The sequence below is a fragment of the Citrobacter sp. HN-141 genome, assembly GCF_033341895.1.
Classification (GTDB): Bacteria; Pseudomonadota; Gammaproteobacteria; order Enterobacterales; family Enterobacteriaceae; genus Citrobacter.
Genome location: NZ_JAWPBF010000016.1, coordinates 83976 through 100002, shown reverse-complemented (window position 1 = coordinate 100002; position 16027 = coordinate 83976). Strand labels below are relative to the sequence as shown.

General features: G+C 52.3%; 13 protein-coding genes. 9 read left to right on the top strand and 4 right to left on the bottom strand.

Going from position 1 to position 16027, the window contains the following annotated elements:
* Positions 1–11: 11 nt before the first annotated feature.
* The 3 genes from RYZ59_RS18820 to RYZ59_RS18810 are packed head-to-tail and all read right to left on the bottom strand — an operon-like array spanning position 12 to position 3620.
* A complete protein-coding gene (locus tag RYZ59_RS18820) occupies positions 12–2297 on the bottom strand; it encodes a fimbria/pilus outer membrane usher protein (RefSeq protein WP_318050056.1) in 2286 nt (761 codons plus the stop codon).
* A 55-nt stretch (positions 2298–2352) separates the two neighbouring features.
* The gene (locus RYZ59_RS18815; protein ID WP_318050054.1) at positions 2353–3075 is read right to left on the bottom strand and encodes a molecular chaperone; all 723 of its coding nucleotides are present in this window, start codon (positions 3073–3075) and stop codon (positions 2353–2355) included.
* A gap of 14 nt (positions 3076–3089) precedes the next feature.
* Entirely contained in the window at positions 3090–3620 is a 531-nt protein-coding gene (locus tag RYZ59_RS18810) for a spore coat U domain-containing protein (RefSeq protein ID WP_137381665.1), read from the bottom strand.
* 330 nt (positions 3621–3950) lie between these two features.
* Here RYZ59_RS18810 and hutC point away from each other — a divergent pair, with 330 nt between their 5' ends.
* The 9 genes from hutC (at position 3951) to RYZ59_RS18765 (ending at position 14759) form a co-directional block, all read left to right on the top strand.
* Complete coding sequence (gene hutC, locus RYZ59_RS18805) at positions 3951–4682, top strand: histidine utilization repressor (RefSeq protein ID WP_411961735.1); 732 nt, start codon at positions 3951–3953, stop codon at positions 4680–4682.
* Positions 4679–5278, top strand: a complete 600-nt coding sequence (locus tag RYZ59_RS18800; protein WP_318050049.1) for a HutD family protein — start codon at positions 4679–4681, stop codon at positions 5276–5278. The genes hutC and RYZ59_RS18800 overlap by 4 nt, the downstream gene beginning before the upstream one ends.
* 361 nt (positions 5279–5639) lie before the next feature.
* Positions 5640–7310, top strand: a complete 1671-nt coding sequence (hutU, locus tag RYZ59_RS18795; RefSeq protein WP_318050048.1) for a urocanate hydratase — start codon at positions 5640–5642, stop codon at positions 7308–7310.
* 74 nt (positions 7311–7384) lie between these two features.
* Positions 7385–8563, top strand: a complete 1179-nt coding sequence (locus RYZ59_RS18790) for a CaiB/BaiF CoA transferase family protein (protein ID WP_249357516.1) — start codon at positions 7385–7387, stop codon at positions 8561–8563.
* The gene (locus RYZ59_RS18785; RefSeq protein WP_202038473.1) at positions 8553–9692 is read left to right on the top strand and encodes an acyl-CoA dehydrogenase family protein; all 1140 of its coding nucleotides are present in this window, start codon (positions 8553–8555) and stop codon (positions 9690–9692) included. The genes RYZ59_RS18790 and RYZ59_RS18785 overlap by 11 nt, the downstream gene beginning before the upstream one ends.
* A gap of 125 nt (positions 9693–9817) precedes the next feature.
* Positions 9818–11254, top strand: coding sequence for a cytosine permease (locus RYZ59_RS18780; protein WP_318050044.1), 1437 nt, complete (start codon positions 9818–9820; stop codon positions 11252–11254).
* 34 nt (positions 11255–11288) lie between these two features.
* Positions 11289–12047 carry an electron transfer flavoprotein subunit beta/FixA family protein gene (locus tag RYZ59_RS18775; RefSeq protein WP_318050042.1) on the top strand — a complete coding sequence of 253 codons (759 nt, stop codon included), beginning with the start codon at positions 11289–11291 and terminating at the stop codon, positions 12045–12047.
* A gap of 18 nt (positions 12048–12065) precedes the next feature.
* Complete coding sequence (locus RYZ59_RS18770) at positions 12066–13019, top strand: electron transfer flavoprotein subunit alpha/FixB family protein (protein WP_318050041.1); 954 nt, start codon at positions 12066–12068, stop codon at positions 13017–13019.
* A gap of 42 nt (positions 13020–13061) precedes the next feature.
* Positions 13062–14759 carry an electron transfer flavoprotein-ubiquinone oxidoreductase gene (locus tag RYZ59_RS18765; protein WP_318050039.1) on the top strand — a complete coding sequence of 566 codons (1698 nt, stop codon included), beginning with the start codon at positions 13062–13064 and terminating at the stop codon, positions 14757–14759.
* 112 nt (positions 14760–14871) lie between these two features.
* Here RYZ59_RS18765 and ychF read toward each other — a convergent pair whose 3' ends face one another.
* A complete protein-coding gene (gene ychF / locus RYZ59_RS18760) occupies positions 14872–15966 on the bottom strand; it encodes a redox-regulated ATPase YchF (protein WP_005122324.1) in 1095 nt (364 codons plus the stop codon).
* Positions 15967–16027: the final 61 nt, after the last annotated feature.

Genomic DNA, 16027 nt, shown 5'->3' with positions numbered 1-16027 from the left:
ATGAACTCCTGCTATTGTGACCGACATTCCAGCGGGCCTATTTGTACGATCCCCTTTGCATTGGCGGGATAATCGAATTGTGCGTTACAGCTACCGGTATCGGTGTCAACGCGTAATCTGTTGTGCTGTTCCAGGGTGTCGAACCAGGCCATACCATCGAATCCAACCACGGATGACTGGCCCGTGCCGTTAGTGATAGATGCCATGCTGCCCTCGGAAATGGCCTTACCCTGTTCATTAACGAGAGTAACCTGCGCGGCGCGTACGGAAGTGATAGCAAAACTGACCAGGGTTCCGGAGCGATCCGCCGGCGTTGCATTGGCTTCAACGCGGGCGATCCTCGTATTGGCGGGGAGATCCATGGGGTCAATACTGATTTGATTGTTTTGATAGCTGTTGAGTGACGTGACCAGCAGCAGACCCTGCTCGTCGCTGCGACCGACAAGGTTATTTTGCAGCTTGACGGGTACGTCCGGAATGCCGTCTGTAGATACGACGGCAAAACCATTGTTGATTTCCCGAGCCGCGAACAAACCTCCCCCCATCGCAACCAGGGAGCCGGTCGCGCCCGCATAACCGTAGTGGTTGTCGGGCAGGCGGCTAAATCCGGTGTAGGCTTTTCCGAAACGGCCCAAATACCCGACTTCCCCCTGGCCGCTTTGCCGGGAGGCTTGCTGGCTGGCAGCGACGTTCCATCCCCAGCCGCCGTCACCCGGTGGCGTTTGGCTGGCATTGATCTGGTAGCCGGTTTCATTATTGGTACGTTGTACGGTACTGCTGGCGCTCAGATTACCGCTGGTGGTGACCGTCACCATCAGGTAAACGCTGCGATCGCGGGTGTCGTCAATATTCTGGTTAAAGCCGGCATTGAGTGAAACGTTATCGGTGACGGATTTGAACCAACTGGCGTTGGCGTAGCGCACCGCGCTATCGTGCGGATAGCGAAACTGCAGGTAGCTCAGGCTGACATTGCCGGCAGACGGCATTGCATAACCTATCACCGTATTGCTGCTCAGCGAGGGCGGCGGCTCACCATAGTGGGTTGCGACATCACGGTAGTCACCCGACGTCGCCGTTGTGCTGGTGCTGAAATTAAACTGTTCACCTGACCAACGGTAACCCACACTGTACAAAAATCCGCTTTTCCCTGCGTCCGTACTGGCGGCCAATGCGGTGGATACTGTGCCGCTGCGTGGGCCGGGAACCCAGTCATTGCTGAAACCTGCGTTGATCAGCCCATCGCTGGTTTCCGCGTGCGTACCTGCAGTAAAGGTATTACTGAATCCCCGACGCCAGGTCCCGCTAAACACAGGGGCGCTGGCATAATCAAATGAGGCGTAACCGTAATTCTCTCTTACTGCGCCTAATTCCGCTGACCAGGCTGTTAGCCCTTCGCGCAGCAGTTGCTGATCGTTGTAGAACGCGAAATTTTGTACTGTCGTTCTGCCCAGCGCGTCGGTCATCATCACCTGACCGGTCCCTGCGCCACTGATATTCGGCATGGTGTTGATTTGAAAACTCCCGGCCGGAACCTCCCCGTTGTAGTACTTAACCCCATTGACGTACAACTCAACGTTTGAAGGAAGCGTGGCAGAACCAAGATAGGAGGGAAGCGGGGTGGTTGGCATATACGGCTGTAAACCAAAATCGGTTCCTATCTGGATGCCGCCAATGCGGGTCGGTCGGGACCAGGTGAGCGAGCTTGTTAGGGTATCGCCAACGTTTATCGCCACCATATTATCCGGAAATGACGTGCGCCAACGGGTGTCCATGCGGTAGAAGGCATTATCTGCGTTGGGCGCGGTGGAATATTGAGTCAGTTGGGTTGTGCTTAACACCCCCAGGCTATTAAACGCGCGCAACTCGCTAAATGTGTTGGTGCTGGTTTCATCTCCCTGCTGAGCATAGACATCGTAATTGAGTAGCGCCCCACGTGAATTTGATGCTATTGGTGTCGCTTCGCCGGTCGGGTTCACCTGCGTGGTGACAAGATCAAGGGAACTGAGCGGCACAGTAAGCGCCAGAGTTTGTTGTTCGACGTTGTAGTCAAGGCTCAGTTGGGCAATATCGTTCAGGCTGACGGTGGCTGCCGTATTTTGCGGTAAGCGAAAGCCCAACTGGCGTAGGGTATTTGCGCCAGCATAGAGTTTTTCATTCTGATAGCCAAAATGAACCAATCCGACAGGGTTTCCATTCAGGGTCACGTCGAGATATAAATCGATGCCCGCAAGAGGTGTTGCGTCACCAATAATTCCACTGTTTGTCTGGTTATTATTGTCCGTGTGAGCTGAAACCATTCCAGATAATAATGCTCCATTGAGTAAGCAACATTTCACCAGAAACCAGGATCTCTTAGAGATCTTGTACTGTTTTTTGGCCATTAATTGTTACTTCAACTTTACCGCCATAATGGGTATCACTGGCGGACGGGGATAATATCCACCGCATTGTTGAGCCCGGAAGAACGTAGCCTAATAGCCCCGGCGTAATGACCTTTTTCGCGCCATTATGGTTTATAAAGGTTGCCGCTGATAATTGTGCATGACCATTTCCCTGATTACTGACTTCAAGAAATTTTTTGCCGTCAAGTTGCTGTAATTTCCATTGCAATTTGGCCTGAGTTTCAGCCTGCGCCGTGGGTTGAATAAACACAGGTACGGAATAATGCAGCACAAACTGAAGTTTATTTTTTTGTAACTTTGCTGGCGGTAATTCGTCAATTGATAACCGATATGCATCTTCGGTATGTGTCGAGGGCGGGCCGGTGCGAATAACACGAATCAGCTGGCGTTCACCAGGGGCTAGCGCCAGCATCGGCGGGCTGATAACCAGTCCCTGAGAGGGAGACAGCTTGTCGCCGTAAGCGCTTTGGCTCCAGCGAAAGACCCGAACCTGGGCATTCAGCACGTTCTCTCCGGCATTGCTTAACCAGATCCCATCGGCATTTTGCGATGCTTGCAGCGTTAATGTGACTGGGGCAACCTGCAATCCGCTGGCTGTCGCCGGATTTACGCTCACAGCCGCGCCTAACAGGCATGCGCAGGCATACTGCGGTACAGGCAGTTTTACTGTCATCTGTGTTCCTGAATTTAGTAGTTAACGTTTACCGTTACGGTGTCGGCATAGTCGTCAGGTGTGAAGTTCGCGCTTGGCGCGGTGGCATAAACGGTAAAACTCTGCAGAAGTCCAGTTCCCTGGGATGCAACGCCATTTCCTACCGTGGTGGCGGTGGCCGTATTCCCCCAGACTGGTCCTGTTGCTGATGTTTGGTTCAGCTGGTAAGGCACTTTATCGGTATTGTTTGCTGCATTTGCGACAGAGGACATGGCGCCGGACCCCGTGGGTGTCCCGCCGTTGGCCGCTGAGGGTGCCAGGCCAATAAAGTAGGGGGTGGTTTTTGAGCAATTAATTGAAATTGTGTTGCTTGCGCTGGTATTTGTCGCAGTGGTATTCACGGGACCGAGAGTAATATTTGAAGCCGACCCCGCAGTGACGGTACACGCTTTTTGTATCGTCATTAGTACCTGAAATGTCCCGCTGGTGGACGCTGCATTTGCCGCCGGAATTATGGAAAAGGCGTAGCAAAAAAGAATTAAGCGTTTGTCGAAGACTAGAGCCATATCCTTCACCTTTTTCAAATAACCACATTTTTTGCTTTAAAAAAACAATAATGTGACACAAGAAGACATGATTTAACCCTAGAATAAGTATTAGACGTACGCCAGTTGATCTCATGAATTTTACTTAGAGAAAAGGTGATGCCGTCGACAAAAAAATAATACCAACGGGTGAGTATGTCGTTTCTTTTTTGTGCTACTCGAAAGTATGCCCACGGGCTTCAGGACGGAATTAAAAACGACGTGGGCTATACAGTGTGCATAACTCTCTCTAAGATTGAGGGTAAGTCGCTCTCTTTTTGCCAGATAAAGGAAATTCAGGTAATGACGTTGATGTCGCATAAACTTGCAGTTGAGCACTCCGTTCCGCTGCCACTGTATGCCAAAGTCAAGGCGATGGTCGCGGATAGAATCAACAGCGGTGAGTGGCGGCCCAACGATCGTGTTCCTTCGGAATCTGAACTGGTTCAATTGCTCGGTTTTAGTCGAATGACGATTAATCGCGCCCTGCGGGAACTGACAGCAGAAGGGTTATTGGTCAGATTGCAGGGGGTCGGAACATTTGTGGCTGAACCGAAAAGGCAGTCAGCGCTGTTCGAGATCCAGAATATTGCCGATGAGATACAGGCGAGAAATCATCAGCATCGTAGCGCTGTGATGCAGTTGCAGACAGTGAGTGCCACGAGAGAGCAGGCGATGGCATTGAATATGCAGCCCGGAAGTGAAATCTTTCACTCTTCGATCATTCACTATGAAAATGATGTCCCTATTCAGATTGAAGATCGTTTTGTTAATCCCGACGTAGCGCCGGAGTACCTTCAGCAGGATTTCACGCAGTTAACACCGAATATTTACCTGAACAGGCTGGCACCGCTTACTGAAGGGGAGCATGTTGTTGAAGCTGTGTCGGCCACTGCGCTGCAAAGCAAGTGGCTTCAGCTGGCGCCTCATGAGCCTTGCCTGCTTATTTGCCGCCGGACCTGGTCACAACAGGTTAATGTCAGCTATGCCCGACTGCTGTATCCGGGAACTCGCCATCGTTTAAAAGGACATTTCACGTCATGAATGGATGGCATGTGCTGCGTTACGACGATTACAGGCTGATGCCGTGGAAAAACGGGGCCGGAATGACCCGGGAAATTCAGCGTTTTCCGCCAGAAGATGACAATTTTCAGTGGCGACTTTCAATGGCGGAGGTGGCACAGGCCGGTGAGTTTTCACGCTATCAGGGATACCAGCGGCTGCTGTCGGTACTGCGTGGCACTGGGATGACACTGCGCATTGATGCGGCTTCCGGCGTGACGCTTTATGCTTTCGACACCGAGGCATTCTCTGGTAATAGCCGCGTGGACAGCGAACTGGTGGATGGACCGATTCTGGATTTTAATCTTATTTATCAGCCAGAACGTTTTGATGCAACGCTGAGTTGGCACACGGTCGACACGCAAGCGCAATACCGGCTCCGTCCCGGCGTTACGACACTCATTTTCTGTGCCGCGTCGAATTTGATCCTCTCTTCAACCGCTATGCCGCCATTACAACTGCATTGTTATGATTGCGCAGTACTTCCACCTCAACCTCAACACTCTGACGTTCTGGACCTTGGCATTCATGGTTCCGGTTACTGGGCATTCATCGAGTTGCGCAGTATCGAAGAGTGAGCCTCATCCTGCTTCCCCCCCCCTGAAAATGTTAATTAATTGTGTTTTTTGTTTGTGACTGATGCCGCAAATTTAATCAGTAGTTTGTGGCTATTTTGTGAACAAGATCAATGCCATTCATCTCCACATCCTTTTTGACTTTAACTTAACATATTGTATTTATTGATTTAAATCGCATTTTTGTTGTTTTCTGTTTTGCAAATCCATCTGGTTTTTGTGAATAAATATTTTATTGAGTGTACATGTATATACAAGTATATATTGATTACATGTTACTCATGTTGCGGGAATGTTGAGCGATATGGGTTGAGCCAACCAGATGTTGATGACCTTATTCAACCGAACACTCAAGGATATCGCTATGACCGCTGAAAATCGTATTCGTCATGTTGATGTACGCGCCTCCCGGGGGACTAAACTCACGGCAAAGAGTTGGCTAACTGAGGCTCCGCTACGGATGCTGATGAATAACCTCGACCCGGAGGTGGCTGAAAATCCTCATGAACTCGTGGTTTATGGCGGAATTGGGCGTGCGGCACGTAACTGGGCGTGCTATGACAAAATCGTAGAAACCCTGACTCAGCTAAACGATGATGAGACGCTGCTGATCCAATCCGGCAAGCCCGTGGGTGTGTTTAAAACCCACAGCCATGCGCCACGGGTCCTGATCGCCAACTCCAACATTGTTCCGCATTGGGCGAACTGGGAATACTTTAACGAACTTGATGCGAAGGGCCTGGCGATGTACGGCCAGATGACTGCGGGTAGTTGGATCTACATCGGTAGTCAGGGCATCGTTCAGGGCACCTATGAAACCTTCGTTGAAGCCGCTCGCCAGCATTACAACGGTAGCCTTAAGGGGCGCTGGGTCCTCACCGCGGGCCTAGGGGGGATGGGAGGAGCGCAACCGCTGGCGGCAACGCTTGCGGGTGCTTGTTCTCTGAACATTGAGTGCCAGCAAAGCCGCATCGATTTCCGCCTTAAGACACGCTATGTCGATGAACAGGCGACCTCACTTGACGATGCGTTGGCACGCATCAAACGTTACACCGAACAGGGCAAAGCAATTTCTATCGCGCTGTGTGCTAACGCCGCCGACATTCTTCCTGAACTGGTTCGTCGTAACGTGCGTCCGGATTTAGTCACCGACCAGACCAGCGCACATGACCCATTGAATGGCTATTTACCTCAGGGTTGGCAGTGGTCCGATTATGTCGCACGTGCGAAAACTGAACCTTCCGTTGTTGTTCAGGCAGCCAAACGCTCAATGGCCGAACATGTCAATGCGATGCTGGCGTTCCAGAAACAAGGGATTCCTGTTTTTGACTACGGTAACAACATCCGTCAGATGGCGCTGGAGATGGGGGTGAATAACGCGTTTGATTTCCCTGGATTTGTCCCTGCCTATATTCGTCCGCTGTTCTGCCGCGGAATTGGTCCCTTCCGCTGGGTGGCGCTCTCTGGCGACCCGGAAGACATTTACAAAACCGACGCCATGGTCAAAGAACTCATCCCGGATGACGAGCATCTGCACCGGTGGCTGGATATGGCTCGCGAACGTATCAGCTTCCAGGGCTTACCGTCACGTATCTGCTGGGTTGGCCTCGGACAGCGCGCCAAATTAGGTCTGGCATTCAATGAAATGGTCCGCAGCGGTGCGCTCTCTGCACCTATCGTCATTGGCCGCGATCACCTGGACTCAGGTTCCGTTGCCAGCCCAAACCGTGAAACGGAAGCCATGAAGGATGGTTCTGATGCGGTATCTGACTGGCCGCTACTCAACGCGCTGTTGAATACAGCCAGTGGCGCGACCTGGGTTTCTTTGCATCACGGCGGCGGCGTCGGCATGGGCTTCTCGCAACATTCAGGCATGGTGATTGTGTGTGACGGCACTGATGAAGCTGCTGAGCGTATTGTGCGGGTTCTGCACAACGATCCGGCTACGGGCGTGATGCGCCATGCTGATGCCGGCTACGAAATAGCGCAACGATGCGCCCGTGAGCAGGGGCTGAACCTGCCAATGGAAAAATAGTGACGTATTTCCCGGTCAGGGCGGAAGTATAAAACGTCCGTTGGAAGCCTCTAACCCACAGGATGCACAGTGATATGAGCAAACAAACACATTATCAGCCGTTATGCGGTGTTCGTGTTCTCGACCTGAGTCGGGTACTGGCTGGCCCTTATTGTACGGCGATGCTGGCCGATCTTGGCGCTGAGGTGATTAAAATTGAAGCGCCTGGACACGGTGACGATAGCCGCCACCTTGGCCCCTTTGTGAAGGGGGAAAGCGTCTATTACGGCCTGATTAACCGCGGCAAGCGCAGTATTGAGCTGGATTTTAAATGTCCGGAACACCGGCAGCATTTCTATCAACTGGTCGAAGAAGCGGACGTGGTGGTGGAGAACTTTCGCCCAAGCGTGACGCAGCGCCTTGGGATCGATTTTGACACGCTCAAAAAGTATAACGACCGGCTGATCTACGCCAGTATTTCAGGTTTTGGCCAGCACAGCCCGTTGGCCAAACATCCTGCTTACGACATTGTTGCTCAGGCGATGTCCGGCTTAATGAGCGTGACGGGGTTTGCGCAAAGCGGCCCCACACGCAGTGGTGAATCTCTCGGTGATGTCTGTGCCGGGATCTACGCCGCATGGGCTGTCAGCAGCGCGTTATTTGCCCGCGAGCGGCATCATCCCGAGGCGCAATACATCGATGTTGCCATGCTGGACGTGTTGGTCAGCATGCAGGTAACAGGGCTATCGAATTTGTTTGCCCACGGGAAAGCGCCGGGATTGATTGGCAATCGCCATCCTGTTTCCACGCCGTTTGATACCTATCGGGCAGCAGATGGGCTGGTGGTGATCGCGGTAGCCAGTCAGCGTCTTTATGCGCGGTTGTGCGAATGCATGGGGCAACCCGCGTTGGCAACGGATAGCCGCTTCATTGATGACATGAGCCGTACGCGAAATGAGCAGCAATTAAAAGCAGCCATTGAGCGCTGGAGCATGACGTTTAGCGTAGACGAACTTTGCGATCTCCTGCTGGAGGCCGGTGTTCCGGCTTCGCCGATTCATAACCTGGAGCAGGCGACACAAAGCGAACATGCACAGGTTCGCCAGTTACTGATACAGCCATCTGATGAGAGCAACCCTTTAGTTGTGCAACCGGTGTTCTTCAATGGCCATAAACCCCATGCGATCGATAGGGCTCCGGCATTAGGAGAAGCCAACGCGCTCTATGGCGTAGATACCCACTCATTACCAACAGGAGCAGTGCATGAGCTTTGAAATTAATGAAACTGAGCGCGCGATTGTCGACGCGGTGACAAGCGTCGCCCGGGATGTCCTGCAACCACGCGCCCAGCACTATGATGAAACGGAGGCTTTCTGCCAGGAGAGTCTTACTGCGCTGGGCGAACTCGGCTGCATGGGCATTAACTTACCCGAAGCCTATGGCGGCTTCGGGGTGGGTAGCGTCGCCATGAGTCAGGCGGTAGAAGCGATTGCTGGCGCCTGTGCTTCCACCGCTTCTGCGCTGACCGCCCATTTCCTGGCCACCGACTCTATTCTGATTGGCGGAACCGAAGAACAAAAGCTGCACTGGCTCCCACGGGCAGCCAGTGGGGAATTGTTGGGGGCGTTTGCGCTAACGGAACCTGCCGCTGGCTCAAACCCCGCCGATATGCGAACGGTTGCAAAGCGTGAGGCTGATGGATGGCGAATCCAGGGCAATAAACACTACATCACGAATGCCCGGGAAGCTGACTTCATTGTGCTGTATGCGAAAACGGCTCCGGCAGAGGGGCATAACGGTATCAGCGCGTTCATTATCCCGAAAGACACCGGCGGCGTCGTGTTCTCCAGCCCGGAAAAAACCATGGGGCTACGTGGCAGCACTATTTATGAACTGTCCTTAGATTGCTGGCTTCCTCAGTCCGCGCTGCTGGGTAAAGAAGGCCAGGGATTCGCAACGGCGATGGAAGTGCTTGATCGTGGGCGTGTTGAAGTTGCTGCAATGTCACTGGGTATTGCCAGCGCGGCAATGGAGAGTTGTTTGCAGTGGGTGCATGACCGACAGATTGGTCCGAAACCATTGATGGCCTATCAGGGAACGCAATGGCGACTGGCGGATATGCATACCCAGTTACAGGCCGCACGGATGCTGACCTGGCAAGCAGCGGAAAAGCGCGATAGCGGGCAACGTTTCAGCCTTGATTCAGCGACCGCCAAATTGTTTGCCGCAGAATGTGCCGGTTTTGTCACGGATGCCGCACTTCAGTTACATGGTGGCTATGGCTACATCCGCGATCTTCCCCTGGAACGTTATGTCCGGGATGCCCGCATCCTGCGCATCTTCGAAGGCACGTCGGAAATACAAAAAATCATTATCTCAAGAAGCTTGCTGAACAACCGTTAGGCATGACCAAACGGTAGAGCAAAGTGCGTGCGGGATTGCATGCTCCAGGCTGTTCCCGGCCTGGAAATTCGATGGGTAAAAGCACCATTTCCAGGTTCGTTCTATAACGTGAGGAAGCATGCATCATGAACATTGACGACAGTACACAACAACATGTAAAGCCTGCAGCCGTGGCTCCGTTAATTGAGTCACGCTCTATTGACTACATTCCTGAGGCTGAACGACACGGCAGTTTGTTCAGTCAGTTTACGCTGTGGTTTGGCGCCAACCTGCAAATTACAGCAATTGTTACCGGTGCATTGGCCGTGGTGTTGGGCGGTGATGTGTTCTGGTCGCTGATTGGATTATTCGTCGGACAGGTACTCGGTGGCGCAGTGATGGCGCTCCATGCTGCGCAGGGACCGAAACTGGGTCTTCCACAGATGATATCGAGCCGGGTGCAGTTTGGCGTATACGGTGCAGTGTTGCCGATAATCCTGGTCTGCATGATGTACGTGGGTTTTTCCGCGGGGGGGACGGTACTCGCTGGTCAGGCCATCGCGCAGCTCGTCAACGTGAGTGACTGGTTTGGTATTCTGATATTTGGTGTCGTGATTATCACCATTACGGTTTGCGGTTACCGCGTGATCCACGGGCTGGGGAAACTGGCGAGTGTGGTGGGTATCGTCATCTTCTTTTACCTCTTTTTTAAAATTCTCTATGGCTATGATGTTCAGATATTGCTGGAAAATCGTCACTTTACACTGACCAATTTCTTGCTGGCGATGTCCCTTTCAGCATCATGGCAGATAGCGTTTGGCCCCTATGTTGCCGACTATTCGCGCTATTTACCGAGCAACACGTCTACCGCAAAAGCATTTTTCGCTGTCGGACTGGGTAGCGTCGTGGGGACTCAGGCATCCATGGTGCTGGGGGTTTTTGCTGCCGCAATCGCAGGGAAACAGTTTGCGGGTCATGAAGTTGCGTACATTGTCGGCCTTGGCAGTACAGGGGTTATTGCCGGTCTGTTATTCCTCGGCATCTTCTTTGGTAAGGTCACCATTACTGCACTGAATGCCTATGGCAGTTTTATGTCACTCGCCACTATTGTCAGCGGCTTCCGTGGAAAACATAGCGTATCACCCGGTATGCGTCTGTTTTTCATCATTCTCATGGTGGGGTTCTCTACGCTGATCGGTTTGTTAGGACAGCATGAATTTCTCAAGTTGTTTACCGCATTCTTGTTGTTTTTATTGGCCTTCTTCACCCCGTGGAGTGCGATTAACCTGGTGGATTACTACCTTGTCACCAAAGGGCGCTATGACTTGCCCGCACTCTCTGATCCTAACGGACGCTATGGTCGCTGGAACATGACCGGCATCCTCACTTATCTGTTCGGTATTGTCGTCCAGTTACCGTTTATCGCGACCAGCTTTTATACCGGCTCACTCGTTGAAAGCCTGGGCGGGACTGATATCTCCTGGATTGTTGGCCTGCTGGCAACCGGAGTGGTCTATTTTGTGGCTACGCGGTTCTGGCCGCCCTCTATCGCACCGGCACTGATTTTGCCTGAAGAGCGTTAGTTTTCTCGCTCATACAAAACAGAAGGAATACGAAATGAAAATCTTAGTGGGCGTGAAACGTGTTATCGACCATAACGTCAAAATATGCATCAAAGCTGATGGAACCGGTGCTGAGCTGGAAAACGTCAAAATGTCGATGAACCCTTTTGACGAAATTGCGCTGGAAGAGGCGGTGCGTCTGAAAGAAGCCGGCGTGGCAAGTGAAGTCGTTGTTGTTTCAGTCGGGGATCTTTCTTCTCAGGAAACGCTACGCAATGCGCTGGCCCGCGGCGCTGACAAGGCGCTGTTGGTGGAAACCGAACAGGGGGCAACATTCGGTTCATTGGACATCGCGAAAATACTCCAGCGACTTGTCGTCCAGCTAGAACCTCAGCTCATCCTGCTGGGCAAGCAAGCGATTGATAATGACGCCAACCAGACCGGGCAAATGCTGGCCGGATTGCTGGCGTGCAGTCAGGCAACCTTTGCATCGGCGCTGGATGTGACCGATGACGGACGTATTACGGTTACCCGGGAAATCGACGGCGGTTTAGAGGTGCTCTCCCTGGCACTACCTGCGGTGGTAACTGCCGATCTGCGCCTGAATCAACCTCGTTACCCGAGCCTGCCGAATATTATGAAAGCGAAGAATAAACCTCTGGAGATTATCTCATTGGCATCTATGGATTTTCTACCCTCGAAGCAGTTAACCACCCTCAATATCACCGAGCCGAAAAAACGCAATACCCGCTGTCAGTGGCTGGAAAATGCGGCCCAACTGGTTGCGGTGCTGAAAGAACACAAAGCCATTTAATTCTCAGAGGATGCCGAAATGAGTCAGACATCAATTCTTGTTATTGCCGAACACGATAATCAGACGCTCAAAAGCAGCACCCTGACAACACTCACTGCGGCGCAGCACATTGCTGCCGGCGGCGAGGGGAGGGTTCACTTGCTGATTGTGGGCCATCAGTGCCAAAACGTTGTGGATGCCGCGCGAACCCTCGGTGGGATCACGGAAATACTGGTTTGTGACGCCCCTCATTACGCCAGCCTTCTGGCGGAAGAAGTGTGCGCAGCGGTTGTTCCCCTGGTGACTGATTTCACCCATGTACTTTTACCGGCGACCGGATACGGAAAAAATATCGCACCGCGGTTGGCGGCAATGCTGGATGTCGCACAAATTTCTGATATCACCGAAGTCTGCGATGCAAATACGTTTGTGCGTCCAATTTATGCAGGTAATGCCCTGGAAACGGTGCGCAATAATGGCGGACAACTGGTCATTACCGTGCGCGGTTCAGCCTTCACGCCATCGCAACATGCCGGGAATGACGTACGGGTAACGCCGGTTCAACCAACCGCCGCGCTGGCATTGTCACGCCATGTGAGCCAATCACTTACGCCGTTTTCTCGTCCGGAACTGAGTACCTCAAAAATCGTCATTTCGGGGGGGCGCGGACTGAGTGCGAAAGAGAATTTTCAACTTATTGAGACCATTGCCGACAAGCTTGGCGCAGCAATTGGCGCATCCCGTGCAGCCGTTGACGCCGGTTTTGTGCCTAATGATTATCAGGTTGGGCAGACCGGTAAAATTATTGCCCCCGACCTCTATATCGCCGTAGGTATTTCCGGTGCGATACAACATTTGGCGGGCATGAAAGAAAGCAAATTGATTGTCGCCATTAATAAAGATAAAGAGGCGCCGATTTTCCAGATTGCAGATTACGGTATCGAAGGCGATCTGTTCCAGATTTTACCCGAGCTGGAGAAAGCGCTGGCGTAACCCGCCAGACCCCATAACGTTTTTTCTTTCTCAGGAGGACATATGCATCCAGACAGGTCAGCGCTCGACACCCAAAAGAACCGTGAGGCAATGGAGTTTGATGTCCTGATTGTAGGGGGCGGTCCATCGGGGCTGGCGGCGGCGATTCATCTGCAGCAACTGGCGGGACAGCGCCAGCAAACGCTTTCCGTTTGCCTGATCGACAAAGGAGCCAGCATTGGTGCACATATATTGTCCGGAGCGGTCATCGATCCTGTTGGATTGAATGAACTGCTGCCGGGCTGGCAACAAAAGCTGTCATTACCGCTAACGCCAGTGACGGAAGATCGTTTTTTGTTTTTGGGTGCCCAAAAGCAGATTCGTGTACCGCAAGCATTGTTACCTGAATGCTTTAAAAATCATGGCAATGTGATTGGGAGCCTTGGCCTGGTGTGCCAGACACTTGCCCAGCAGGCGGAACAACTGGGCGTCGAAGTCTTTGCCGGATTTACGGGGACTGAGGTGCTTTATGATGAACAGGGTGCAGTAATCGGTGTCGCTACCGGTGATATGGGACTGGACAAATCAGGTCAGCCAACCGGGCAGTATCAGCAAGGGATCAACTTGCTCGCCAGAACCACGCTTTTTGCTGAAGGATGCCGCGGGCAGCTAGGAAAAACAGTAATTGAGACGTTCGCACTAGACCGGGATAGCGCCCCCCAGACCTACGGACTGGGGTTGAAAGAAGTGTGGCAAGTTCCCCCAGAACAGCATCAACCGGGGCTGGTGGTGCATTGTGCGGGTTGGCCGTTGGGTACTGCAACCTACGGCGGTGGCTTTGTCTACCATTATGGCGATAACCTGGTCGCGGTGGGATTGGTTGTTGGGCTGAATTACAGTAATCCGTGGTTGTCACCGTTTGAAGAGTTTCAACGTTTGAAAACGCATCCGGCCATTTCTGCGCATCTGCAACAGGGGAAGCGCCTCAGCTATGGCGCCAGAACGATGGTTGCGGGAGGATTGTCATCACTGCCGATACTGAGCTTTAGAGGGGGGGCGCTTCTCGGTGATAACGCTGGATTTTTAAACGCCGCACGAATCAAAGGCAGCCACTGCGCGATTAAAAGTGGAATGCTGGCTGCCCGGGCGACTCTCGAGGCTTTAGATATCGCGCAGGTTCAGGGGCAGTATCTGGCAGATGAAGCGACTCTGACCGCGGTTTATCAGCAGGGCTTCCAGGACAGTTGGCTGTACCGCGAACTATACCAAACGCGTAACTTTAAACCCTATATGAAGAAGGGGCTGTATACAGGCTCTCTCTTATTTGGTGCGGAACAACTGTTATTGAAAGGCCATACACCGTGGACGTTAACACTGAAACAAAGCGATCATCAGGCACTCAAACCCGCCTCCAGCGAGGCGAAGATTAACTATCCAAAGCCTGACGGCGTGCTGACATTCGACCGCTCTTCATCGGTGTTTTTGTCGAATACTAACCATGAAGAAGATCAGCCCTGTCATTTGAGGTTGAAAGATGAGCGTATCCCGCTCACGGTCAATCTGCCGTTGTACGCGGCCCCGGAGACACGTTACTGTCCGGCGGGTGTCTATGAAATAGTTGAGCTTGAGCAGCAACCTCATCTGCAAATTAATGCGCAGAACTGCCTGCACTGTAAGGCCTGTGATATTAAAGACCCAACGCAAAATATCACCTGGACGGCTCCTCAGGGAGGCGAAGGTCCTTTGTATCAGGGAATGTAATACGGCTGTTCTGAGCAAACCAGAGAGACAAAAAAACCACGCAATCGCGTGGTTTTTTTGTCTCTCTGGACTGATGAGGTTCGATGGAGCCTCATCAGACAACAGAAATGATTTAGACGTTAAACAGGAAGTTCATCACATCGCCATCTTTAACGATGTAATCTTTACCTTCTGCACGCATCTTGCCGGCTTCTTTCGCGCCTTGCTCACCTTTATAGGTGATGAAGTCTTCAAACGCGATAGTTTGTGCACGGATAAAGCCTTTCTCGAAGTCGGTGTGGATCTTACCGGCTGCCTGCGGAGCGGTTGCGCCGACAGGGATGGTCCACGCACGGACTTCTTTCACGCCCGCGGTGAAGTAGGTCTGCAGGTTCAGCAGTTCGTAGCCTGCGCGGATAACGCGGTTCAGGCCAGGCTCTTCCAGACCCAGTTCAGCCATAAATTCGTCACGGTCAGCATCGTCGAGTTCAGCGATGTCCGCTTCAACAGCGGCACAAACGGCAACCACGACAGAACCTTCAGCGTCGGCGATTTCGCGAACTTTATCGAGGTACGGGTTGTTTTCAAAACCGTCTTCGTTCACGTTGGCGATATACATGGTTGGCTTCAGCGTCAGGAAGCTCAGGTATTTGATGGCTGCCTTGTCTTCGTCAGTCAGGTTTTTCAGCGCACGCAGCATACCGGCGTTTTCCAACTGCGGCAGGCATTTTTCCAGTGCGGCCAGTTCAGCTTTAGCGTCTTTATCACCGCCTTTGGCTTTCTTCTGTACGCGGTGGATAGCACGCTCGCAGGTATCGAGATCGGACAGCGCCAGTTCGGTGTTGATAACGTCGATGTCGTCAGCCGGGTCCACTTTGTTGTTCACGTGGATGATGTTGTCGTTTTCGAAGCAGCGAACAACGTGACCGATAGCTTCGGTTTCACGAATGTTGGTCAGGAACTGGTTACCCAGACCTTCACCTTTGGATGCGCCTTTTACCAGGCCCGCGATATCCACGAATTCCATTGTGGTTGGCAGGATACGCTGCGGTTTGACGATTTCGGCCAGTTGATCCAGACGAGGATCGGGCATCGGGACAACACCCGTGTTCGGCTCGATAGTACAGAACGGGAAGTTTGCCGCTTCAATACCCGCTTTTGTGAGCGCGTTGAACAGGGTGGATTTGCCTACGTTTGGCAAACCGACGATACCGCATTTGAATCCCATGTTTAAATCACCTTAATCTTTTGATATTCAACCTGTTATGGAAAACAGATTGTAGAAAAGT

What these genes read in the sequence shown, in the direction of transcription:
- RYZ59_RS18790 (WP_249357516.1), top strand. Translation starts at nt 7,385, where the DNA reads ATGAGCAAACAAACACATTATCAGCCGTTATGCGGTGTTCGTGTTCTC.
- RYZ59_RS18770 (WP_318050041.1), top strand. Translation starts at nt 12,066, where the DNA reads ATGAGTCAGACATCAATTCTTGTTATTGCCGAACACGATAATCAGACG.
- RYZ59_RS18820 (WP_318050056.1), bottom strand. Translation starts at nt 2,297, where the DNA reads ATGGTTTCAGCTCACACGGACAATAATAACCAGACAAACAGTGGAATT.
- hutU (WP_318050048.1), top strand. Translation starts at nt 5,640, where the DNA reads ATGACCGCTGAAAATCGTATTCGTCATGTTGATGTACGCGCCTCCCGG.
- RYZ59_RS18810 (WP_137381665.1), bottom strand. Translation starts at nt 3,620, where the DNA reads ATGGCTCTAGTCTTCGACAAACGCTTAATTCTTTTTTGCTACGCCTTT.
- RYZ59_RS18775 (WP_318050042.1), top strand. Translation starts at nt 11,289, where the DNA reads ATGAAAATCTTAGTGGGCGTGAAACGTGTTATCGACCATAACGTCAAA.
- ychF (WP_005122324.1), bottom strand. Translation starts at nt 15,966, where the DNA reads ATGGGATTCAAATGCGGTATCGTCGGTTTGCCAAACGTAGGCAAATCC.
- RYZ59_RS18785 (WP_202038473.1), top strand. Translation starts at nt 8,553, where the DNA reads ATGAGCTTTGAAATTAATGAAACTGAGCGCGCGATTGTCGACGCGGTG.
- RYZ59_RS18800 (WP_318050049.1), top strand. Translation starts at nt 4,679, where the DNA reads ATGAATGGATGGCATGTGCTGCGTTACGACGATTACAGGCTGATGCCG.
- RYZ59_RS18815 (WP_318050054.1), bottom strand. Translation starts at nt 3,075, where the DNA reads ATGACAGTAAAACTGCCTGTACCGCAGTATGCCTGCGCATGCCTGTTA.
- RYZ59_RS18765 (WP_318050039.1), top strand. Translation starts at nt 13,062, where the DNA reads ATGCATCCAGACAGGTCAGCGCTCGACACCCAAAAGAACCGTGAGGCA.
- hutC (WP_411961735.1), top strand. Translation starts at nt 3,951, where the DNA reads ATGTCGCATAAACTTGCAGTTGAGCACTCCGTTCCGCTGCCACTGTAT.
- RYZ59_RS18780 (WP_318050044.1), top strand. Translation starts at nt 9,818, where the DNA reads ATGAACATTGACGACAGTACACAACAACATGTAAAGCCTGCAGCCGTG.